The organism is Sphingomonas azotifigens NBRC 15497 (assembly GCF_002091475.1).
Lineage (GTDB): Bacteria > Pseudomonadota > Alphaproteobacteria > Sphingomonadales > Sphingomonadaceae > Sphingomonas > Sphingomonas azotifigens.
The window spans coordinates 1-21717 of the sequence record NZ_BCTR01000073.1; the positions used below are offsets into that span (position 1 = coordinate 1).

Annotated in this window: 18 protein-coding genes; 12 read left to right on the forward strand and 6 right to left on the reverse strand. The window is 66.8% G+C overall.

What is annotated here, in order from left to right:
* The first annotated feature begins 173 nt into the window (after positions 1–173).
* The 7 genes from SAZ01S_RS24505 to SAZ01S_RS20505 all read left to right on the forward strand — a co-directional run bounded on the left by SAZ01S_RS24505 (position 174) and on the right by SAZ01S_RS20505 (position 7849).
* The gene (locus SAZ01S_RS24505; RefSeq protein WP_084584110.1) at positions 174–887 is read left to right on the forward strand and encodes a PEPxxWA-CTERM sorting domain-containing protein; all 714 of its coding nucleotides are present in this window, start codon (positions 174–176) and stop codon (positions 885–887) included.
* 235 nt (positions 888–1122) lie between these two features.
* A complete protein-coding gene (locus SAZ01S_RS20480) occupies positions 1123–1677 on the forward strand; it encodes a F0F1 ATP synthase subunit delta (RefSeq protein ID WP_084584111.1) in 555 nt (184 codons plus the stop codon).
* An 11-nt stretch (positions 1678–1688) separates the two neighbouring features.
* Positions 1689–3218 (forward strand): F0F1 ATP synthase subunit alpha, encoded by a 1530-nt coding sequence (gene atpA, locus SAZ01S_RS20485; protein WP_084584112.1) that lies wholly within the window; start codon positions 1689–1691, stop codon positions 3216–3218.
* Between the two features lie 14 nt (positions 3219–3232).
* Entirely contained in the window at positions 3233–4108 is an 876-nt protein-coding gene (locus tag SAZ01S_RS20490) for a F0F1 ATP synthase subunit gamma (RefSeq protein WP_084584113.1), read from the forward strand.
* Positions 4109–4135: 27 nt separating this feature from the next.
* On the forward strand, positions 4136–5608 hold the full coding sequence (gene atpD / locus SAZ01S_RS20495) for a F0F1 ATP synthase subunit beta (protein ID WP_084584114.1): 1473 nt from the start codon (positions 4136–4138) through the stop codon (positions 5606–5608).
* Between the two features lie 150 nt (positions 5609–5758).
* Complete coding sequence (locus tag SAZ01S_RS20500) at positions 5759–6010, forward strand: ATP synthase F1 subunit epsilon (protein ID WP_084584115.1); 252 nt, start codon at positions 5759–5761, stop codon at positions 6008–6010.
* Between the two features lie 285 nt (positions 6011–6295).
* Positions 6296–7849: a TadA family conjugal transfer-associated ATPase gene (locus tag SAZ01S_RS20505; protein ID WP_084584116.1), complete on the forward strand. Its 1554-nt coding sequence runs from the start codon at positions 6296–6298 to the stop codon at positions 7847–7849.
* Positions 7850–8075: 226 nt separating this feature from the next.
* On the opposite strand, the gene SAZ01S_RS20510 is transcribed toward SAZ01S_RS20505, so the two are convergent.
* Positions 8076–8264 (reverse strand): hypothetical protein, encoded by a 189-nt coding sequence (locus tag SAZ01S_RS20510; RefSeq protein ID WP_084584117.1) that lies wholly within the window; start codon positions 8262–8264, stop codon positions 8076–8078.
* A 51-nt stretch (positions 8265–8315) separates the two neighbouring features.
* Here SAZ01S_RS20510 and SAZ01S_RS20515 point away from each other — a divergent pair, with 51 nt between their 5' ends.
* Positions 8316–9125: a class I SAM-dependent methyltransferase gene (locus SAZ01S_RS20515; protein WP_084584118.1), complete on the forward strand. Its 810-nt coding sequence runs from the start codon at positions 8316–8318 to the stop codon at positions 9123–9125.
* A 173-nt stretch (positions 9126–9298) separates the two neighbouring features.
* Here SAZ01S_RS20515 and phaR read toward each other — a convergent pair whose 3' ends face one another.
* Complete coding sequence (phaR, locus tag SAZ01S_RS20520; RefSeq protein WP_084584119.1) at positions 9299–9880, reverse strand: polyhydroxyalkanoate synthesis repressor PhaR; 582 nt, start codon at positions 9878–9880, stop codon at positions 9299–9301.
* A 71-nt stretch (positions 9881–9951) separates the two neighbouring features.
* On the opposite strand from phaR, the gene SAZ01S_RS20525 reads away from it, so the two are divergent.
* From SAZ01S_RS20525 to SAZ01S_RS20535, 3 genes are all read left to right on the forward strand, one after another.
* On the forward strand, positions 9952–10962 hold the full coding sequence (locus SAZ01S_RS20525) for an alpha/beta fold hydrolase (protein ID WP_084584120.1): 1011 nt from the start codon (positions 9952–9954) through the stop codon (positions 10960–10962).
* Between the two features lie 27 nt (positions 10963–10989).
* Complete coding sequence (locus SAZ01S_RS20530) at positions 10990–12165, forward strand: acetyl-CoA C-acetyltransferase (protein WP_084584121.1); 1176 nt, start codon at positions 10990–10992, stop codon at positions 12163–12165.
* 271 nt (positions 12166–12436) lie between these two features.
* A complete protein-coding gene (locus tag SAZ01S_RS20535) occupies positions 12437–16354 on the forward strand; it encodes a TonB-dependent receptor domain-containing protein (RefSeq protein WP_167693219.1) in 3918 nt (1305 codons plus the stop codon).
* A 49-nt stretch (positions 16355–16403) separates the two neighbouring features.
* Here the strand turns inward: SAZ01S_RS20535 and alr are convergent, their stop codons facing one another.
* The 4 genes from alr to SAZ01S_RS20555 form a co-directional block, all read right to left on the reverse strand.
* Positions 16404–17432 (reverse strand): alanine racemase, encoded by a 1029-nt coding sequence (gene alr / locus SAZ01S_RS20540; RefSeq protein ID WP_084584123.1) that lies wholly within the window; start codon positions 17430–17432, stop codon positions 16404–16406.
* A 10-nt stretch (positions 17433–17442) separates the two neighbouring features.
* Positions 17443–19029: an MFS transporter gene (locus SAZ01S_RS20545; protein WP_084584124.1), complete on the reverse strand. Its 1587-nt coding sequence runs from the start codon at positions 19027–19029 to the stop codon at positions 17443–17445.
* 72 nt (positions 19030–19101) lie between these two features.
* Positions 19102–19680 carry a 2OG-Fe(II) oxygenase gene (locus SAZ01S_RS20550; protein ID WP_084584125.1) on the reverse strand — a complete coding sequence of 193 codons (579 nt, stop codon included), beginning with the start codon at positions 19678–19680 and terminating at the stop codon, positions 19102–19104.
* Positions 19681–19770: 90 nt separating this feature from the next.
* The gene (locus SAZ01S_RS20555) at positions 19771–20658 is read right to left on the reverse strand and encodes a LysR family transcriptional regulator (protein ID WP_084584126.1); all 888 of its coding nucleotides are present in this window, start codon (positions 20656–20658) and stop codon (positions 19771–19773) included.
* 98 nt (positions 20659–20756) lie between these two features.
* On the opposite strand from SAZ01S_RS20555, the gene SAZ01S_RS20560 reads away from it, so the two are divergent.
* A complete protein-coding gene (locus SAZ01S_RS20560; RefSeq protein ID WP_084584127.1) occupies positions 20757–21542 on the forward strand; it encodes an SDR family NAD(P)-dependent oxidoreductase in 786 nt (261 codons plus the stop codon).
* The last annotated feature ends 175 nt before the right edge of the window (positions 21543–21717 follow it).

Below are 21717 nucleotides of genomic sequence, written 5' to 3' on the forward strand. Positions count from 1 at the left end.
CCACCGCCGCCTTCGGCGCCGGTCCCCCTCCCCGTGCCGGGGAGGAGTTTGCAGTACCCGTCCCAACCCGGCACGGGCTGTGCCAAAGCCGGGCATTAACCAGATTCAATAATCTAGCGGCTTCCCCCGCGCCCGCGCTAGCGATCGGGCTACTCAACGGGTGGGAACCAACGATGATGCGCAATGCCCTGATGGCCGCAGCCCTGGCGCTGGGCGCGATGGTGCCGGCAGCCGCCAATGCCTCGGTGATCATCACCGGCTATGACGACAATCCCGGCTATCTCGATGCCGACAAGATGGTCTACACGCCCACCGGATTCGTCGGCAGCTGGCCCGGCATGAGCCGCTTCGTCTTCACCGGCACCGAGAATGGCAAGCCGGTCGCGTTCCTCACCTATTGCGCGGACGCGTTCTCGGCGATCGGCACCGGCACCTTCGAACGCGCCGATATCGGCGTGCTGGTCAGCGATCCCACCCGCCAGCAGCAGCTGCTCACCCTGCTCACCCATTCGGACCTGCTGCTCGGCGCCGAAAGCGACCTGCTCGCGCAGAAGACCATTTCCGCCGCTACCCAGCTGGCGGTGTGGGAGATCATCAGCGAGCATAGCGGCAGCTACGATACCCGCAGCGGCGAATTCTACACCGTCGGCGGCAACAGCGGCGATGCCCGCGCGCTCGCCAATTCCTATCTCAACCAGATCACCACCGGCGGCTGGACGGCGATCGCCGGGCACAAGCTGCAGCTGCTCTTCTCCAAGGATCAGCAGAGCCAGGTGTTCCTGAGCGCGGTACCCGAGCCGGCCAGCTGGGCGACGATGATCGGCGGATTCGCGCTGGTCGGCGGCATGGTCCGGCGGAAGCGCGCGGCGACCGCCCGACTCGCCTGACCTTCGCTATATCCATGATTTCGGGGCAGGCGATCGCATCGCCTGCCCTTTTTCTTGAACGCTTCCAGACACGCCCAAACGCAAACATGAAATGGGTGTGTGACGTTTCGGCGACTCGGGTTGCATCCCATGGACCGCGATGCTAGCAGCCCGGCAACCCATCGGGGGCGCAGTATGCGTCGCCCCCCTTTTGTGCATGGGGTCACTTCCGACCCTCCGAGAGGAAACGAATCGCGTGGAGAATTCCGGCGGTATTCAGGCCAGCCTAAGCGGACGCTACGCAACCGCGCTGTTCGAGCTGGCACGTGACGCCAAGGCCATCGAGGCCGTCGAAGCCAGCCTTGCGACCGTGCGGGCGGCGCTCGACGAATCGCCCGAGTTCAAGGCGCTGACCACCAGCCCGCTGATCGACCGCAAGCAGGCCGGTAAAGCCGTGGCTGCGGCGGCCGGCGCGATGGGCCTGGATGCGACGACGACCAAGTTCCTCGGCGTGCTCGCCGAGAACCGCCGTCTGGCCCAGCTGCCGGCGATCATCCGCACCTTCCGTGCGCTGGCCACCCGCCACCGCGGCGAGACGACCGCGGAAGTGACCTCGGCACACCCGCTCAATGCCGAACAGGTCGATGCGCTCAAGCAGCAGCTCCGCACCCGTATCGGCCGCGAGGTCTCGGTCGACCTGTCGGTGGACCCCTCGCTGCTCGGCGGCCTGGTCGTGAAGATCGGCAGCCAGATGATCGATTCGTCGATCAAGACCCGACTGAACTCCCTCGCGCACGCGATGAAAGGCTGAAGGCTAAGAAGATGGATATCCGCGCCGCAGAAATCTCGAAGGTCATCAAGGACCAGATCGCCAATTTCGGCACCGAAGCGCAGGTTTCGGAAATCGGCCAGGTGCTGTCCGTCGGCGACGGCATCGCGCGCATCCACGGTCTGGACAATGTCCAGGCCGGCGAGATGGTCGAATTCGCCAATGGCGTGCAGGGCATGGCGCTCAACCTCGAGGCCGACAATGTCGGCGTCGTGATCTTCGGCTCGGACGCCGAGATCAAGGAAGGCGACACCGTCAAGCGCACCGGCACGATCGTGGACGTCCCCGTCGGCAAGGGCCTGCTCGGCCGCGTCGTCGACGGCCTCGGCAACCCGATCGATGGCAAGGGCCCGATCGAATATACCGAGCGTCGCCGCGTCGAAGTGAAGGCGCCGGGCATCATCCCGCGCAAGTCGGTGCACGAGCCGGTGCAGACCGGTCTCAAGGCAATCGACGCGCTGGTGCCGATCGGCCGTGGCCAGCGCGAGCTGATCATCGGCGACCGCCAGACCGGCAAGACCGCCGTCGCGATCGATACTTTCATCAACCAGAAGGGCCCGAACAGCGGCACCGACGAGGGCAAGAAGCTCTACTGCATCTATGTCGCCGTCGGCCAGAAGCGCTCGACCGTCGCGCAGATCGTCCGCCAGCTCGAAGAGAATGGCGCGATGGAATATTCGATCGTCGTCGCCGCCACCGCCTCGGAGCCGGCGCCGCTCCAGTTCCTCGCGCCCTATACCGGCTGTGCGATGGGCGAGTTCTTCCGCGACAACGCCATGCACGCCGTGATCGTGTATGACGATCTTTCCAAGCAGGCCGTCGCCTATCGTCAGATGTCGCTGCTGCTCCGCCGTCCGCCGGGCCGCGAAGCCTATCCGGGCGACGTCTTCTATCTCCACAGCCGCCTGCTCGAGCGCGCCGCGAAGATGAACGACGCCAATGGCTCGGGCTCGCTGACCGCGCTGCCGATCATCGAGACCCAGGCGGGCGACGTGTCGGCCTATATCCCGACCAACGTGATCTCGATCACCGACGGCCAGATCTTCCTCGAGACGAACCTGTTCTACCAGGGCATCCGTCCGGCGATCAACGTCGGTCTGTCGGTGTCGCGCGTGGGTTCGTCGGCGCAGACCAAGGCGATGAAGAAGGTGTCGGGCTCGATCAAGCTCGAGCTCGCCCAGTATCGCGAAATGGCCGCCTTCGCGCAGTTCGGTTCGGACCTCGACGCATCGACCCAGAAGCTGCTGAATCGCGGTGCTCGTTTGACCGAATTGCTGAAGCAGCCGCAGTTCAGCCCGCTGTCGTTCGAAGAGCAGACCATCTCGATCTTCGCCGGCACCAACGGCTACCTCGACAATGTCGCGGTCAAGGACGTGGTCCGCTTCGAAGCCGCGATGCTCGCGCACTTCCGTTCGCAGCATGCCGAGGTGCTCGCCGAGATCCGCGACACCAAGGCCTTCGAGAACGGTACGCGGGACAAGGTGAAGGGCGTGCTCGACGCCTTCACCAAGACCTTCGCCTAAGGGACTGCCACCGGATGGCCAACCTCAAGGAACTCAAGGGCCGGATCGCCTCGGTCAAGTCGACCCAGAAGATCACCAAGGCCAAGCAGATGGTCGCGGCGGCAAAGCTGCGGAAGGCGCAAGCCGCCGCAGAAGCCGCGCGCCCCTATGCCCAGCGCCTTGAGGGCGTGGTCGCCAGCCTCGCCAGCAAGGTGGGGGCCAGCGACAATGCGCCGCGTCTCCTCGCCAGCACCGGCAAGGCGGACACGCACCTGCTGCTCGTCGCCAATGGCGACAAGGGCCTGTCGGGTGCGTTCAACGCCAACATCGTCAAGGCGGCGATCCTCAAGGCCCGTACGCTGATCGCCGAGGGCAAGACGGTGAAGTTCTACCTCGTCGGTCGCAAGGGCCGCGCGGTGATCGCCCGTACCTTCCCCGGCGCGATCGTCGGCCAGTTCGACACGACCGCCGTGCGGACGCCCGGCTATGACGAGGCACGCGCGATCGCCAAGGACGTGACCGACCGCTTCTTCGCGGGCGAGTTCGACGTGGCGACCCTGTTCTACTCGCACTTCCGCTCGGCGCTGGCCCAGGTCCCGACCGAGCAGCAGCTGATCCCGGTCTCGGTGCCGGAATCGGCGGTGCCGGCCACGGGTGCCGCGGTCGAGTATGAGCCGGACGAAGAGACGATCCTCGCCGATCTGCTGCCGCGCAACCTGACGGTGCAGATCTTCAAGGCGCTGCTGGAGAACCAGGCCAGCGAGCAGGGCGCATCGATGACCGCGATGGACAACGCCACGCGCAACGCCGGTGACCTGATCAACCGTCTGACGATCCAGTATAACCGTTCCCGCCAGGCCGCGATCACGACCGAGCTGGTGGAAATCATTTCGGGCGCCGAAGCGCTCTAAAAGCTGCACGAAGCAAGGAAAGCAACAATGGCAACCGCCGCTGTAGACACCACCCCGACCACGGGTACCAACAATGTCGGCCGCATCAGCCAGGTGATCGGCGCGGTCGTCGACGTGACGTTCGAGAACAACCTGCCGGCGATCCTTTCGGCGCTGGAGACCCAGAACAACGGCAACCGCCTGGTTCTCGAAGTCGCGCAGCATCTGGGCGAGAACACCGTCCGCACCATCGCGATGGACGCGACCGAGGGCCTGACCCGCGGCCAGACCGTGACCGACACCGGCAACCAGATCCAGGTGCCCGTCGGCCCGGCGACGCTCGGCCGCATCCTCAACGTCGTCGGCGAGCCGATCGACGAGCGTGGCCCGGTCGCGACGGACCTCAAGGCGCCGATCCACGCCAAGGCTCCCGAGTTCATCGAGCAGTCGACCGACAGCGCGATTCTCGTCACCGGCATCAAGGTGATCGACCTGCTCGCGCCGTATGCGAAGGGCGGCAAGATCGGCCTGTTCGGCGGCGCCGGCGTGGGCAAGACCGTGCTCATCCAGGAGCTGATCAACAACATCGCGAAGGGCCATGGCGGCACCTCGGTGTTCGCAGGCGTGGGCGAGCGTACCCGTGAGGGCAACGATCTCTATCACGAGTTCCTCGACGCCGGCGTTATCGCCAAGGACGCCGACGGCAACGCCATCACCGAGGGCTCGAAGGTCGCGCTGGTCTATGGCCAGATGAACGAGCCGCCGGGCGCCCGTGCCCGCGTCGCGCTGTCGGGCCTGACGATCGCCGAATATTTCCGCGACGTCGAAGGCCAGGACGTGCTATTCTTCGTCGACAACATCTTCCGCTTCACCCAGGCGGGCGCGGAAGTGTCGGCACTGCTCGGCCGTATTCCGTCGGCAGTGGGCTATCAGCCGACCCTGTCGACCGACATGGGCGCGCTGCAGGAGCGCATCACCTCGACCACCAAGGGTTCGATCACCTCGGTGCAGGCCGTGTACGTGCCCGCCGACGATCTTACCGATCCGGCGCCGGCAACCTCGTTCGCCCACCTCGACGCGACGACCGTGCTCAACCGCGCCATCTCCGAGCTGGGCATCTACCCGGCGGTGGATCCGCTCGACTCGACCAGCCGCGTGCTCGAGCCGCGCGTCGTCGGCCAGGAGCATTACGAGACGGCGCGTGCGGTGCAGGCCATCCTGCAGAAGTACAAGTCGCTGCAGGACATCATCGCGATCCTGGGCATGGACGAGCTTTCCGAAGAGGATAAGCTGACCGTCGCCCGCGCCCGCAAGATCCAGCGCTTCCTCAGCCAGCCGTTCCACGTCGCCGAAGTGTTCACCGGCATTCCGGGCGCCTTCGTGCAGCTGGAAGACACGGTGCGCTCGTTCAAGGCGGTGGTCGACGGCGAGTATGACCATCTGCCGGAAGCGGCCTTCTACATGGTCGGCGGCATCGACGACGCGATCGCCAAGGCCAAGAAGCTCGCCGACGAGGCGTAAGCCACTACTAGCCCCTCCCCTTCAGGGGAGGGGTTGGGGTGGGGCGCGAGCGCAAGCGAGCGTCCCCTAGCCCCAGCGAATACCGACGTCGGGGACGGTGTCCCCCACCCCAACCCCTCCCCTAAAGGGGAGGGGCTTAGGATAGAGAAGATGCTGCACTTCGAACTCGTCACCCCGGAACGTCTCGTCCGCTCGGAAGAGGTTCACATGGTCGTCGTCCCCGGCAGCGAGGGCGATTTCGGCGTGCTCGAAGGCCATGCGCCGATCATGTCGACGATCCGCGACGGCAATATCGAGCTGTACAAGACGGGCGCGACCACGCCCGAGTTGATCCGCGTCGAGGGCGGGTTCGCCGAGGTCAACGAGCGCGGCCTGACCGTGCTGGCCGAACGCGCCGAGTGATGTAGGCGGCCGGAAACTCCGCCCCCCCAAAGGCAAACCATCGTCATCCCCGCGAAGGCGGGGATCCATTCGCGCCAAAGCGTCGGCTCTTGCCGGAACGGCACAGGCCAACGGATCCCCGCCTTCGCGGGGATGACGGCGTTTGGGGCATGGCAGCGTCGTGAAGCGTGCGAAACGCACGGCCGCTGATCCCCGCCAACGCAACTGCGTCCCCGCCTCCCATAGTTAGCCAAATCGCAAGGCTTGTCCTTTACTCCCCGAGACTTCCTTGGGGACACAGGTTCGATGAGCGCATTCGGGCGTCGCAGCGGCATGGGGAGCGGGACCGGGGGGCGTCCGGCCTTCGGAGTCGCGCGGCCGATGCAGGGCGGCGGATTCCAGCGTCCCGAGCCACTGCCGCTGGGCGGCGAGCAGTTCCCGCCGCTCGACATGGTCCCCCTGCCCGGCCAGGGCCTGCACGATCCGATGTTGGAGCGCGATCCGCTGGGCCCCAGCGCCGCCAGCGCCGATGCGATGCAGCGCCTCGCCGATCGCCAGTCGGCGCCGGTCGACCAGGGCAGCGCGCGCAACGAGGGCTTCGAGGCCTCGATCCATCGCATCAAGGAACAGGTGCTGCCGCGCCTGCTCGAACGCGTCGATCCCGAGGCGGCGGCGACGCTGACCAAGGACGAGCTTGCCGAGGAATTCCGACCGATCATCGGTGAAGTGCTCGCCGAGCTGAAGCTGACCCTCAACCGGCGCGAGCAGTTCGCGCTCGAAAAGGTGCTGGTCGACGAACTGCTGGGGCTCGGGCCGCTCGAGGAGCTGCTCGCCGACCCGGCGGTCAGCGACATCATGGTCAACGGCCCCGAGCAGACCTATGTCGAGCGCAAGGGCAAGCTGGAGCTCGCCAACATCCAGTTCCGCGACGAGGAGCATCTGTTCCAGATCGCCCAGCGGATCTGCAACTCGGTCGGCCGCCGCGTCGACCAGACCACCCCGCTCGCCGATGCGCGGCTCAAGGACGGCAGCCGCGTCAATGTAATCGTGCCGCCGCTCTCCTTGCGTGGCACGGCGATCTCGATCCGCAAATTCTCCGCCAAGCCGATCACGCTCGACATGATGGCCAAGGGCGGGTCGATGTCCGAGAAGATGGCGACCGCGCTCAAGATCGCGGGGGCCAGCCGATTCAACATCGTCATCTCAGGCGGCACCGGCTCGGGCAAGACGACGATGCTCAATGCGATCTCGAAGATGATCGATCCGGGCGAGCGCGTGCTGACCATCGAGGACGCGGCCGAACTCCGCCTGCAGCAGCCGCACTGGCTGCCGCTGGAGACGCGGCCGGCAAACCTGGAAGGCCAGGGCGAGATCACCATCCGCGACTTGGTGAAGAACGCGCTGCGCATGCGCCCCGATCGCATCATCCTCGGCGAAATTCGCGGCGCCGAGTGTTTCGACATGCTCGCCGCGATGAACACCGGGCATGACGGCTCGATGTGCACCCTCCACTCGAACAGCCCCCGCGAGGCGCTGGCGCGAATGGAGAACATGGTGATGATGTCGGACATCAAGGTGCCCAAGGAAGCGATCAGCCGCCAGATCGCCGATTCGGTCGACCTGATCATCCAGGTGAAGCGCCTGCGCGACGGCAGCCGGCGGGTGACCAACATCACCGAGGTGATCGGGATGGAAGGCCCGGTGATCGTCACCCAGGAGCTGTTCAAGTTCGAGTATCTCGACGAGAGCACCGACGGGAAGATCATCGGCGAATACCGTTCGATGGGCCTTAGGCCCTACACGCTCGACAAGGCCAAGCAGTTCGGTTTCGACCAGGCACTGCTGGAGGCGTGCCTGTAATCATTCATTCCGTCCCCGTAGGGGGAGGGCAATCGCATATGGTTTTTAGGGCAAGCGGCTTCTCAAAAAACCTTTGTCATCCCCGCGAAGGCGGGAATCCATTGCCCTGAGCGCTGGGGACAAGAACCGCAGCATCAGCGCCAATGGATCCCCGCCTTCGCGGGGATGACGAGGTATTTTGGCCCTATGCGATTGCCCTGCCTTCCAGGGCAGGACTGCGGCAGCCTTACCCCGCGTGCAGCGCGACGCTCGCCAGCACCAGTGCGGCGAACAGGCCGGCCATCTGGATCGCCATCCACGGCACCCAGCCGACCCGTTCCAGGTTCCGCCGCTTCCGCCGGCGGTGCTCGGCCAGCCCGGCGAGGATCGCGATCCCCAGCGCAACCCCGGCGCCGCTCCAGAATTGTAGTTGCATCGTCACCTTGTTGCGTCACAGTCGCGCACCGATAGCAGGGAGCCATCGCTTATGCGCCATCGTCTTATCGCCGTCGCCGCCGTCACCACCCTTGCCGCCGTCGCCAGCGTTGCTGCGCAGCAGCCCGCTTCGCTGCGCCAGGCGATCGACGCCGCAGTGGCAGCGCCCAGCCGCACGCCCGCCAACACCGCGCGCGACAAATATCGTCATCCGGCCGACACGCTCGCCTTTTTCGGCGTGAAGCCCGGCGATACCGTGGTCGAGATCTGGCCGAGCGGCGGCTGGTACACCGAGATCCTCGCGCCGCTCACCAAGGGCAAGGGCATCCTCTACGCCGCCGTGCCGAGCGGCAACGCCAAGGGGATCGAGGCGCTGAAGGCGAAGGACGCGGCGCTTTACGGTGCGGTGCGGGTGGTCAGCTTCCCCGCGGCGGCCGGCCAAGCCAAGGTGCCCGACGGCACCGCCGACGTGGTGCTGACCTTCCGCAACGTCCACAACTGGCGGATGGGCGGCCAGGACGGCAAGGACTATTCGCCGGAAGCCTTCAAGCAGATGTACGCGATGCTCAAAAAGGGCGGCACGCTCGGCATCGAGGACCATCGCCTGCCTGAGAGCGCCAGCACCGAGCGCGAGACCAAGAGCGGCTATATCAAGGTATCGACCGTGCGCCGGCTGGCCGAGGCGGCGGGCTTCAAGTTCGTCGGCGCCTCCGAGGTCAACGCCAACAAGGCCGACCCGGCCGACTGGCCGAACGGCGTGTGGACGCTGCCGCCCACCTATGCGCTCAAGGACCAGGACCGCGCCAAATACGCGGCGATCGGCGAGAGCGACCGGATGACGCTCAAGTTCCGCAAGCCGTAAGGCCGAACAGGGAAAGTGTTTCCTCCCCCGCCAGGGGGAGGTGGCGCGCGACGCCCGACGGAGGGGGAGGATGCCAGAACCTCGCCGCCGTCGTGCTTCCTCCCCCTCCGACCCGCTAACGCGGGCCACCTCCCCCTGGCGGGGGAGGATACGGATTTTACCGTCCCGGAGCGTTACTTCCCCAGCTTCTCGATCTTTTCCTGCAGCCGGGCGAGTTCGGCCTTCAGCGCCGAGACGTCGCCGTCACTGCTCGCCTCGGGGGCGGCCGGTGCCGCGGCGGGCGCAGCACCCGGGGTCGGGTTCGCCGCGCCGCCGGGCTGGAAGGCGCTCGCCGCCGCTTCGAACATCGCCATGTTGCGCTTGGCGATCTCAGCGAAGGGCGAGTTGGCGAAGGCGCCCTCGACCGCCGACTTGAACTGTTCCTGGTTGCGGCGGAAGCTGTCCATCGACGCTTCGAGATAGCCCGGCACCATCGCCTGCATCGAGTCGCCGTACAGCGCGATCAGCTGGCGCAGGAAGTTCACCGGCAGCATCGTCTGCCCGCGCGCTTCCTCCTCCATGATGATCTGGGTGAGGACATTGTGGGTGATGTCCTCGTCGGTTTTGGCGTCGACCACCTTGAAGTCGCGCCCTTCCCGCGTCATCGCTGCGAGATGCTCGAGCGTGATGTAGGACGAAGTCTCGGTATTATAGAGACGGCGGTTCGCATATTTCTTGATGATGACCGGACCGCTTCCGGGTGCAGCTTTCTTCATGGGAACCCCCGCACGTGACAGATGCGCACCTAACTACAGTTTCTGACGCGCCGCAACACGGACCGCGCCCATTGCCGCTTTTTCTCGCATTGCTGCGCAACGAAACGGCAGCATCGCCCGAAAGACGGGCAGCCGCCCTGGCCGGCCTGGCCGCCTACCAGCATGCGCCGCGCCCTGCTCCCCGGCCCGAAAAGCCGATCGTTGCCCGCGCCGGGCGGGCGGTGCTGCGTGATTATGGCGGGCATGGCCAGCCGGTGGTGTTCGTCCCTTCGCTGATCAACCCGCCGGTGGTGCTCGACCTTGCCCGCGGCAATTCGCTGCTGCGCTGGCTGGCGCGCCAGGGCGTGCGGCCGCTGCTGGTCGATTGGGGCAGCCCCGCGCCGGAGGAGTCGGGCCTCGACGTGAACGGCCATGTCGAGCGCTTGCTGCTGCCGTTGCTGCGCCAGTTGCGGCGACCGCCGGTGCTTGCCGGCTATTGCCTGGGCGGGACGATGGCGATCGCGGCGGCACAGGCGACCGAGACCCGCGGCCTGGCGACGATCGCCGCGCCCTGGCATTTCACCGGCTATGGTGCCGCGCTCGAAGGCTTTGCGGCGCTGTGGGACCAGGCCCATCCGACCTGCGAACGGCTGGGCGTGGTGCCGATGGAGGTGCTCCAGGCCGGTTTCTGGCAGCTCGATCCGCGCCGCACGATCCTCAAATACGAGCGATTCGGCCGCCTCCGGCCAAGGAACCCCGAGGCGCGTGCCTTCATCGTGCTCGAAGACTGGGCCAATGCCGGCGCGCCGCTCAGCTTCGGCGCAGGACGCCAGCTGTTCGACGACTTTCTCTCGGCCGACCTGCCCGGCAGCGGGCGCTGGCAGGTGGCGGGCATCACCGCACGGCCCGAGACGCTCGACCTGCCGATGCTGTCGCTCGTCTCCACCACCGATCGCATCGTGCCGGCGGCGAGTGCCGCGCGGCTGGGCGAGGTGCGCGAGATGGCGCTGGGCCATGTCGGCATGATCGTCGGCGGTCGCGCACGCAAAGCGGTGTGGGAGCCGCTTGCCGACTGGTTAACTGCACTTCCCCGCACTAGATAGCGACCAAACACACCCCAGGAGACCAGCATGACCGACGTCGTGATCACTGCCGCCAAGCGTACCCCGGTGGGCAGCTTTCTTGGTGCCTTCGCCGCCACCCCCGCGCACGAGCTTGGCCGCGTCGCGATCGAAGCCGCCCTCGCCGAAGCCGGCGTGAAGGGCGAGGAAGTCTCCGAGGTCATCCTCGGCCAGGTGCTCACCGCCGCGCAGGGCCAGAACCCGGCGCGCCAGGCGTCGATGAACGCCGGCGTCCCCAAGGAAGTGCCGGCGTGGAGCGTGCAGCAGGTCTGCGGCTCGGGCCTGCGCGCGGTGGCGCTCGGCTTCCAGTCGATCCGCAACGGCGACGCCTCGATCATCGTTGCGGGCGGCCAGGAATCGATGTCGATGAGCACCCACGCCCAGTCGCTGCGCCCCGGCACCAAGATGGGCGACCTCAGCCTGGTCGACACGATGATCAAGGACGGCCTGACCGACGTGTTCAACGGCTATCACATGGGCATCACGGCGGAGAATCTCGCTGAGCAGTATCAGGTGACCCGCGCCGAGCAGGACGAATTCGCGGTCCGCTCGCAGAATCTCGCCGAGAAGGCGCGTGCCGACGGCCGCTTCAAGGACGAGATCGCGCCGGTGACGGTAAAGACCCGCAAGGGCGAGACGATCGTTGCCGACGACGAATATATCCGCGCCGGCGCGACGGTGGACAGCGTCGCCGGGCTGAAGCCGGCGTTCAAGAAGGACGGCTCGGTCACCGCCGCCAACGCCTCGGGCCTCAACGACGGCGCCGCCGCGCTGGTGCTGATGAGCCGCGAGGAAGCCGAGAAGCGCGGTGCGCCGATCCTCGCCACCATCCGCAGCTGGGCGAGCACCGGCGTGGACCCGTCGATCATGGGCATCGGCCCGGTCACCGCCAGCCGCAAGGCGCTGGAAAAGGCCGGCTGGACGATCGCCGACCTCGACCTGATCGAGGCCAACGAAGCGTTCGCCGCGCAGGCGCTGTCGGTCGGCAAGGAGCTGGGCTGGGATGCCGACAAGGTGAACGTCAACGGCGGCGCGATCGCGATCGGCCACCCGATCGGCGCCTCGGGCGCGCGCATCCTGACGACGCTGGTCCACGAAATGAGCAAGCGCGACGCCAAGAAGGGCCTGGCGACGCTGTGCATCGGCGGCGGCATGGGCATCGCGCTGTGCGTGGAACGGGATTGATTCGAACGTCTCGCTGCATCGAAGGGCCGGGGAGAGATCCCCGGCCTTTTTTTGGCGTGCCGCTTCTGCACGCATCTCGCGACGCACGGCACCGAAATGGCTCAGATTATGATCATGAGACGAACATGATGGAAACAATGTTACCGGTCGTGTAACATGATCGCCACACATTAACTGTTTTTTGCGAGCCCCGACAACATCTTCTTGTAATATTGCTGCGCGTGGACGCCAAATGGCGCCATCAGGCATCCCGCCTGGTGGGGCAAAATCTATGAAACATTCCCGTTGGCTGGGAGCAAGCGCGCTCGCCAGCATTTCCCTGTTGTTTCCGGTGGCGAGCTTCGCGCAGACCGCAGCATCGGACGCCGCGCAGACGGCGGTAGGCGCGCAGCGGAACGACCGGAGCAACATTCCCCCCGAAGATCAGCAGACGATCGTCGTCACCGGCTCGCGCATCGCGCGCCCGGAATATGAAGGCGCCCTGCCCGGCGTGCAGATCCGCGCCGACACGATCGATACGCGCGGCTTCACCAACGTGCTCGAAGCGCTGCAGGACATCCCGCTCGTGGGTGCCGGCGCCAGCCCGCTCAACGGCAACAATGGCGGCCAGACCGCCAGCCTGGGCGCCGCGTTCGTCGACCTGCTCGACCTCGGCACCGCGCGTACGCTGACGCTGGTCAACGGCCGCCGCTTCGTTTCGGGCAACTCGGCCTCGCTGTTCGTCGCGGGCAACGAGACCGGCAGCCAGGTCGACGTGAACGCGATCCCGTCGTCGCTGGTCGACCGCATCGACATCGTCACCGCCGGTGGCGCCGCGGTCTACGGTGCCGACGCCGTGGCCGGTGTCGTCAACTACATCCTCAAGACCGATTTCAACGGCTATCGGGTCAACGCACGCGGCGGCTCGACGACGCGCGGCGACTCGGGCCAGTATCAGCTCAGCGCGATTGCGGGCTGGAACTTCCTCGACGATCGCGCCAATGTGACGATCTCGGGCGAATATAGCCGCAACGACGGCCTGCAGGCGGTCGCCCGCAACTTCCGCAACGTGCGCCCGGGCAGCTACACCAATCCGTTCAACAGCGGCGTGCGCAACCCGAACTTCACCGGCACCGCGATCATCGACGTCACCAACGCCAACAACGGCGCGTTCCTGCGCGGGTCGGACGACGGCCAGCCGAGCACGCTGTTCGGCTTCGGGCTGGTGACGCAGACGCTCAGCAACCCCGGTACGGTGCTGAACGTCAACAGCAGCAATTTCTACCCGACCTACACGCCGATCACCTCGGGCAGCGGCGCAACGTTGCGGACCAGCAACTACATCACCTTCCAGAACGGCCTTGCGCCGGTCGGCTTCGCGATCAACGCGACCGATGCGAAGGGCGCGCGCACCACGATCAGCACCAACAACAATGGCTATTGGGTGACCAGCGCCCAGGTGATCCCGGGCACGCCGGGCGTGGGGCTGAGCTACAATAACGGCACGGCGATCGGCAACCTGTCCGGCAACGGCCTGAACGGGCGCACCACCCAGGCGGCCAACGTGCCGTTCACCACCTTCGCACCGACCGCGCTGCCCAGCAACGTCACCGCCGCGCAGGTGTTCGCCGCCTATGGCGTGACCGCACCCACCGGCGCGACCGCCTCGCAGCAGACGGCGATCGCGGTCAACCTGCTGCAGGCCAATCGATTCACTGCGCGCGAGTTCCTCGCGGCGAACCCGAACGTCAACCTCAACTACTTCCTCGGCACCTTCGCGCCGGACGTGCCGCGCATCGCCAACACCGATACCTCGCTGGTCAACGTGAAGGTCAACGGCTCCACCGTGCAGGTGCCGGTGAACCAGGTGCTGCCATACGTGGCGGTGCCGCTGGAATTCACCGACAGCGGCGTGCTGCGCACCTATACCTTCTCGGGTCCGATCAGCGGCGCGATGCCGATCACGATCGGCTCGGCCGCCGGCGGCGATGGCGGCTTCCGCCGCAGCCTCGAGAACACGGTGCTGCGCACCCAGCAGGATCGCTATGTCTTCAACGGCAACGCGAACTACAAGATCAGCGACTCGCTGACCTTCTGGACCGAGAACATGTATGCCAATGTTCTCAACCGGTCGCTCGGCAACATCTCCGGCGCGCAGAACTTCCTGACCAACACCCAGGAAAACGCCGCGCTGATGGTGAACTACAACAACCCGTACCTCACCGATCAGAATCGCCAGGTGCTGACCTCGGTCGGGATCACGCCGGGCGCGAGCAACGGCGGCAACTTCCTGGTCACGCGCCAGAACCAGGATATCTTCGGCGCCAACCCGTACACCAACCGCCAGGAGACCTATCGCATCTCGGCCGGCCTGAAGGCCAAGTTCGAGGTGCTGGGCCGCTCGTGGAGCGCGGAAGCCTCGGGCACCTACGGCAACTCGAAGCAGAACACCCGCAGCTACGGCATCGCCGACGTCGAATACCAGCTCGCGCTCGACGCGGTCGATCAGGGCCAGGCGACCACCGGCGTGGCGAACGGCAAGATCCTCTGCCGTGCGCAGGTCTTCCCCAACCAGTATCTGGGCAAGACGCCGATCGGCACGGCGGAGAACATCACCCGCGTCCGCGGCGCCGATGGCCTGCCGACCGAAGTGCTCGTCACCCCGACGATCACCCAGGACATGATCAACAGCTGCCAGCCGCTCAACCCGTTCGGCTACAACCAGATGTCGCAGGCGGCGAAGAATTACGTGACCAGCCCCTCGCTGTTCCGCAATCTTTCCGAGCAGACCTACCTCAACGCCAACCTTGGCGGCGGCCTGTTCAACCTGCCGGCGGGCGAGTTCGCCTTCAACATCGCGGGTGAATATCGCCGCGAGCATCTGGCCTTCAGCACCAACGAGCTCAACCGCCTGGGTCGCTCGCGCTCGGCCCCTTCGGCGAACACCGACGCGTTCACCAAGACCTACGAGTTCGGCGGCGAGCTTTCGGTGCCGATCACCAGCAGCGAGTTCCTTCCCTTCCTCGGCGATTTGACCTTCACGCCGGGCGGCCGCTTCACCAAGCAGAATGGCCAGGCGCAGACCTATCGCAGCCTCACCGGGCAGGTCATCACGCCCCGCGCGAGCGGCAAGTGGAACTCGATCTACTCGCTGGGTGGCGTGTGGGCGCCGATCCGCGACATCACCTTCCGCGGCAACTACACCAAGTCGGTCCGCCAGCCGTCGATCGTCGAACTGTTCCTCGGCGGCCAGCCGGTGTTCAGCACGCCGACCGACTATTGCAGCCCGGCAAACATCGATTCGGGTTCCTTCCCGAAGAATCGGCGCGCCAACTGCGTCGCGGCGGTGATCGCCAACGGCAACGCAACCGACACGGCCTCGGCAACCACCTTCCTGTCCAGCTACGCAGCGGCGGGTGCGGGCTTGCAGGGTACCTATTCGGGCGCCCCGAACCTGCGGGCCGAAAAGGGCACGAGCTGGATCGCCGGCGTGGCACTGCATCCGCGCTGGATTCGCGGGCTGAACCTCTCGGTCGACTATCTCGACGTCCGCGTCGACGATACGATCGTGCCGGTCGACCTGAGCACGATCCTGCGGACCTGCTATGACAGCGCCACCTATCCGGACCCGACGCCGTCGGTGGGCCTGAACACCTGCTCGCAATTCTCGCGCGATGCCAACTTCCAGATCCAGAACGGCTATCGCGCCGGCTTCCTGAATCTGGGCGGCATCAAGGTGAAGGCGATCAACAGCTCGCTCGACTATGCGGTGAACTTCGGCTCGGACAAGCTCACCCTGTACGCGAACGGCTATTACCTGATCACCTATGACAGCTCGTCCTCGGGCAAGTTCGACGACACGATCGCCAGCGCCGGCAGCCGTTCGCGGCCGAAGCTGAAGACCACCGCGCGTATTCGCTACGATCACAAGAACGTGTTCGGGCAGGTCGCCTGGTATCGCGAATCGGCGACCAACATCTTCGTCAGCGGCCTGGTCGCGACGAAGGAGCAGTATCCCTATTACCGCTATTCGCCGGTCAACGACGTCAGCGCCTCGATCGGTGCGTCGGTCAACCAGAACTTCCGCATCCAGGGTACGGTCTCGAACATCCTGGATCAGACGTCGGTCGGCCGGCTCGGCTACGAGTTCGCGGACTATTACGACCAGATCGGCCGGCGCTTCCAGCTGTCGGTCACCACGACCTTCTGAGCGAAGGGCAACAACTAGGAGGGCCGCCTCGCAAGGGGCGGCCCTTTTCTTATGCCCAGACCCGGTCGAACCGGGCGCCCAGCCCGGTGAGCAGCTCATATTGCGAGAGCCCGCTCAGCGCCGCCGTTGCCGGCAGGTCATAGTCGATCGCCACCCAGTCGCCCTCGGCGAGATCGGGGGCGGCGTCGACGCAGATCGCGGTCAGGTCCATCGAGATGCGGCCGACCACCGGCAGCGCCGCAGCGCCGGCCCGCGCGATGCCCTTGTTCGAGAAGCAGCGCAGATAGCCATCGGCATAGCCGAGGTTGAGGATCGCCACCGCCATGTCGCGCGGCGCGGTGTAGGTGGCGTTGTAGCCGATCGTCTCGCCTGCCTGCACCCGGCGCAGCTGGAGGATCTGCGCCTCGGGCGTGACCACCTGCGCGATGCCGGCATGCGGCGCCCGCTGCCGCCCGCCATAAAGCGCGATGCCCGGCCGGGTGAGGTCGAAATGATAGTCCGGTCCCAGCGCGATGCCGCTGCTGTTGGCGAGGCTCCGCCGCCGCGCCGAGGTGCGCCCGGCGAGCCCGGCGAACGCCGCCAGCTGGCGTGCGTTGAGATCGACCGCCTCGTCGGCGGAGACCAGATGGCTCATCAGCGTCTCGATCGCGAGGCCGTCGAGCAGCCCCTCGGCCACTTGCTGCGGCGAAACGCCCAGCCGGTTCATGCCGGTATCGACCATCACGTCGCACGGCGCGTCGGCACCCGCCGCCCGCCACCGCTGGACCTGCTCGGCGCTCGCGAGCACCGGCCGGATCTGGGCGGGGCGATCGGCCATGTCTTCGGCCCGAACGCCGTGCAGCACCGATACCGTCACGCCGAGATCGGCAAGCGCGCGCGCCTCGGCCCAGCTTGCGACGAAGAAGTCCCGGCACCCCGCCGCCGCCAGCCGCGTCACCACGCCGCGCGCGCCGAGGCCATAGCCGTTGGCCTTCACCGCCGCGCCGCACGCCGCCGCGCCACTCAGCCGATCGAGCAGCGTCCAGTTGGCGACAAGGGCGGCGGCGTCGAGGCGGAGGCGAAGCGGAGAGTCGGTCATCCCCTGCCGGTTAGCGCCGCGGCCCGCGCAGCGCCACCGTCTCGCGCAGCCCGAACATCGTCACCACCAGCGCCATCGCGACCACCGCGAAGGTGTACCACAGCCCCGCCCAGGGATTGCCGGTGCGCGCGACGATATACTGGCTGATGAACGGCAGGAAGCCGCCGAAATAGCCGGTGCCGATATGATAGGGGATCGACATGGACGAATAGCGGATGCGCGAGGGGAACATCTCGCTGAGCAGCGCCGCCACCGGGCCGAAGGTGGCGCCGCACAGCGCCATCAGCACCGTCATCGCCACCAGGATCATCGCGATGTCGAGCGGCGCGGGCACGATCCGATCGAACCGGTAGCCCGCCTCCTTGAGCGCGGCGTCGACCGCGGCGGGCTCGGTCTTCTGCACCACCTGCCCGCCGATCGTGACGAACACGGTCGGCGCCTTGTCGGTGGTGTAGATCACGCCGCGCTTGGACAGGTGATCGAGCATCCGGCTGCACTCGTCGGCCTGCACCGCAGCGAACGGATCATAGCCGCACTTGGGCCCCGAGACGACCACCGGCTCGCGCAGCGCCGCCTTGGCGAGGCCCGGATTGGCGGCACTCCCGATGACGTAGAAGCAGGGGAACAGCAAAACCAGAGTCAGCGCATAGCCGAACACGATCGGCGGCTTGCGGCCGACCCGATCGGAGAGCTTGCCGAACAGGATGAAGAAGCCCACCCCGATCACCGCGCCCGCGCCGGTGATCAGCTGCGCCGCGGTCTGGTCCAGCCGCATCGGGCCGGAGAGAAAGGCGAGGACCGAGAACATCGAGGTGTACCAGATCACCGTCAGTCCGGCGGCGATGCCGAACAGCGCGACGAACAGGCGGCGCTTGTTGCCCGGATAGGTGAAGCTTTCGAGGAACGGATTGCCGGCCGTCTCGCCTGCCTCCTTCATCGCGCGGAAGACGGGGCTTTCGGACAGCTTCAGCCGCATCCACAGCGAAATGGCGAGCAGCACCAGCGAGAACAGGAACGGCAGGCGCCAGCCCCAATCGTCCCACACCCTGGCGAAGCCCAGCTTGAACAGCAGCACCACCGCGAGACTGAGGATGAAGCCGCCGACCACGCTCGCCTGGATGAAGCTGGTGTGGAAGCCGGCGCGCCCTTCCGGCGAATGCTCGGCGACATAGATCGCGGCGCCGCCATATTCGCCGCCGAGCGCCAGCCCCTGGGCGACGCGGAGCAGCAGGATCAGCACCGGCGCGGTGGTGCCGATCTCGGCATAGCCGGGGATCAGGCCGATGCCGGCGGTCGCCAGGCCCATCACCGCGATGGTGACGAGAAAGGTGTATTTGCGCCCCATCCGGTCGCCGAGAAAGCCGAACAGCACCGCGCCCAGCGGCCGGAAACCGAAGCCCACCGCGAACGTCGCCCAGGACAGCAGCGTCGCCAGCGTCTCGTTGCCCGAGGGGAAGAAGGTGCGCCCCAGGATGCCGGTGGCCGTCAGCGTGCCCCAGATGAAGAAGTCATACCATTCGAAGATCGTGCCCAGCGACGACGCGCCGATCACCATCCGCATTTCGCCGGCGCTGGGCGCGCGATCCGCTTCCGTCATTCCCACTGTGCCTCCCCGTGTTGCCGGGGTTCTACAGGATTTGGCGAAGCCGTCGAGCGGGCCCGCACCGCTTCACGCGCCGCGGCCGAGTGTCTTGAACATCAGCGTGATCCGCGTGGCATCGGGCGCGCCGCCATAGATCGGGCGCGCGGCGTGCGGGATCGTGCCGGGGAAGATCACCAGCCGATCGGGCTTGGGCACCACCGCCTTGATCACCTCGCTCGCCTGGCGGTTGAAGAACAGCGTCTCGCCGCCATGATCGGCGCACCAGTCGGGCTGGGGATAATAGATCGCGGTGAGGTGATCCTTGCAATCCGAATCGAGGTGGACGCCGCCGCCGATGCCGGCCGGCAGCATGTTGGCATAGCAGCGCGACAGCCGCTGGTGGCGCAGCGGCTTGCGGAGCAGATCCTGCCAGACCTCGGCGACGAGCGGCGCCATCATCGCCAGTTCCGCTGCATTGGCCTCCGCATCGCGATCCTCGTGCGCGCTCGTCTGATAGCCGGCGAAATGCTTGTAGAAATAGCGCGGCGCGTCCGGCCCGGCGGCAGAATAGGCGCCATGCTTCCAGCCGGGCTGATCCAGAAAGTCCCAGATGCGCCGGCGGCGTTCGTCCCCCAGGACATGGTCGAGAATCACGATATTGGTCAACGGCCGGTCCTTGCTACACGCCCCGGCGGGGCAGCCTGCCCTAACCGAAGCAGGTTAAGGCGGCGTTAGGCAGCGAGCGCGAACGGTCTCTCACAGCACGAGGCGCTCCTTCAGGAAATCGACGAAGGATCGCACCCGCAGCGCCAGCCGTTCATGGCCGACGAACAGCGCATGGATGTCCTCGCCGTCGCCCGGGTTGAACGCCGCCAGCAGCTCGACCAGCCGCCCCGCGGCCAGGTCGGCGGCGACATGGAAGCGACCCATGCGTGCGATGCCACCGCCCGCCAGCGCCATCAGCCGCACCGCCTCGCCCGAATTGGCGAGGAAGGGGCCGTCCATCGTCCGCTGCACCACCGCCCCGTCGATGCGGAACGGCCAGCTGTCGATCGAGCGGCGGAAGTTGAAGCGCAGGCAGGTATGGCGATCGAGGTCGTTCGGATGCTGCGGCGTGCCGCAGCGCGCGAGATAATCGGGGCTGGCGACCACCACCATCGTGCTTCGGCCGAGCTTCGCCGCCTTGATGCCGGTGTCGCGCAACGGCCCCACGCGGATCGCGACATCGGCCCGCTCCTCGACCAGCTCGACCAGCGCGTCGGATAAGGTGAGGTCCACCGTCACCCCCGGATGCGCGCGCAGATAGGCGGGCAGGATCGGGATCAGGAACTGCATGCCGAGCGGCACCGAGGCGTTGACCCGCAGGGGTCCGCGCGGGACCTGGTCGCGCTCGAAGCTGTGCTCGATCGCGTCGATCTCGGCCATCAGCCCGGCGACACGGGCGTGATAGGCTTGGCCCTCCGGCGTAAGCGCCAGCGCGCGGGTGGTGCGGGTCGCGAGTTGGACGCCGAGCCGCGCTTCCAGCCGCGCCATGCCGCGGCTGACGGCGGAAGGGGTGATGCGCAGCGCCTTGGCGGCCCCCGCCAGGCTGCCTTCGGCCGCCACCGCCAGGAACATCTCCATCTCGCCGAGCCGATTGTCCATCCGTGATTCCGATGCACTTCTGTGATGCTGCCCGGCAATCTAATCAGCAATGCGTCCTGCGCCTACCTTCCGTTGCAACATTGGAAGGAGATACCCCCATGGACCTGCACCTTACCGGCAAGACTGCCCTCGTCACCGGCTCCACCGCCGGCATCGGCCTCGCCATCGCCGAACGGCTCGCCCAGGAAGGCGTGGCGGTGACGATCACCGGCCGCAGCCAGGCCAAGCTCGACGAGGCCGCCGCGCGCATTGCCAAGCTCGGCAGCGTCAATCCCGTCCTCGCCGACCCCGCTACAGCGGAGGGTGCCGCGACGCTGATCGCCGCGGTTCCGGACACCGACATCCTCGTCAACAATCTCGGCATCTACGAAGCCAAGCCGTTCACCGAGATCAGCGACGAAGACTGGCACCATCTGTTCGAGGTCAACGTCGTCAGCGGCGCGCGGCTCGCCCGCCACTATTTCCCGCGCATGCTCGCGCGCAACTGGGGCCGGGTGCTGTTCATCGCCAGCGAAAGCGGGCTCGTGATCCCGAGCGAGATGATCCACTACGGCACTACCAAGACGGCGCAGCTCGCGATCGCCCGCGGCCTCGCCGAGCAGACCCGGGGTACCGGGGTGACGGTCAATTCGGTGCTGCCGGGGCCGACGCGCTCCGAGGGCATCGTCGAGTTCATCCGCTCGGTGGTCGACAACAAGGATGCGCCCGAGGCGGAGCGCGAAGCCGCGTTCTTCGCCAAGCTGCGCCCACTGTCGCTGATCCGCCGGCTGATCGAGGCCGAGGAGATCGCCGCGCAGGTGGCGCTGCTCGCGAGTCCGCTGGGCGCGATCACCAATGGTGCGGCGATCCGGGTCGAGGGCGGGATCGTACCGACGATCGCGTGAGGCAAGAATGAGATCCTCCCCCGGAACGGGGGAGGGGGACCATTCGCGCCGCGAATGGTGGAGGGGCCGCGCCGCCAGGCGCGGGGCACCCTTCCCGCCGGGCAAAACCGCCGCGTGCCGCGGCGGCCCCTCCACCACCGCCTTTGGCGGCGGTCCCCCTCCCCTGCGGTGCAGG